The following is a 442-nucleotide window of genomic DNA, read 5'->3' on the forward strand; positions in this document are numbered from 1 at the left end:
AAGGCTATTGCCTGCCCTACTCGGTGTTCGACAAGGATCAGCGGGTGACGCATGCGGCGATTACCGAGAACAAGCGGCTGGGTGAACTCCTAGCCTATATCAAGGAGCGTCAGGACCAGCAGGAACAGCCGGTCGTGAAGAGCAACAGTGACAAAAATGGCTATAAGCCGAGGGCTCGCAAGCCCGGAAGGCGCACGGATTACATGAACGATCCGGCGGTGATTGCGCGACGTGAGACGGCTCTGTTGCGGCAGCAAGCTGCCGAGTGACGGGTCGATTGGATCGTCTCAAAGCTAAAGCCGAAGGGGTGTGTCCCACCCGCCCCCTCCCTTCCCTTGCAACCTGGCCCAGCCGGTCCGGTCGGGGGCTTGCCTCAGTGCAAGTGGACATGGTGAGTGTCGCATTTCTAAATGGCTGAAGACCCGCCCAAGGTGACATTTCT

The 442-nt window shown here is 59.0% G+C and carries 1 pseudogene; it reads left to right on the top strand.

The features are described 5' to 3' along the window. A pseudogene (locus tag IB248_RS31035) lies at positions 1-269 on the top strand (ISNCY family transposase); the annotation flags it as partial. Between the last annotated feature and the right edge of the window lie 173 nt (positions 270-442).

This window comes from Rhizobium sp. RHZ01 (assembly GCF_014851595.1).
Taxonomy (GTDB): Bacteria; Pseudomonadota; Alphaproteobacteria; order Rhizobiales; family Rhizobiaceae; genus Rhizobium; species Rhizobium altiplani.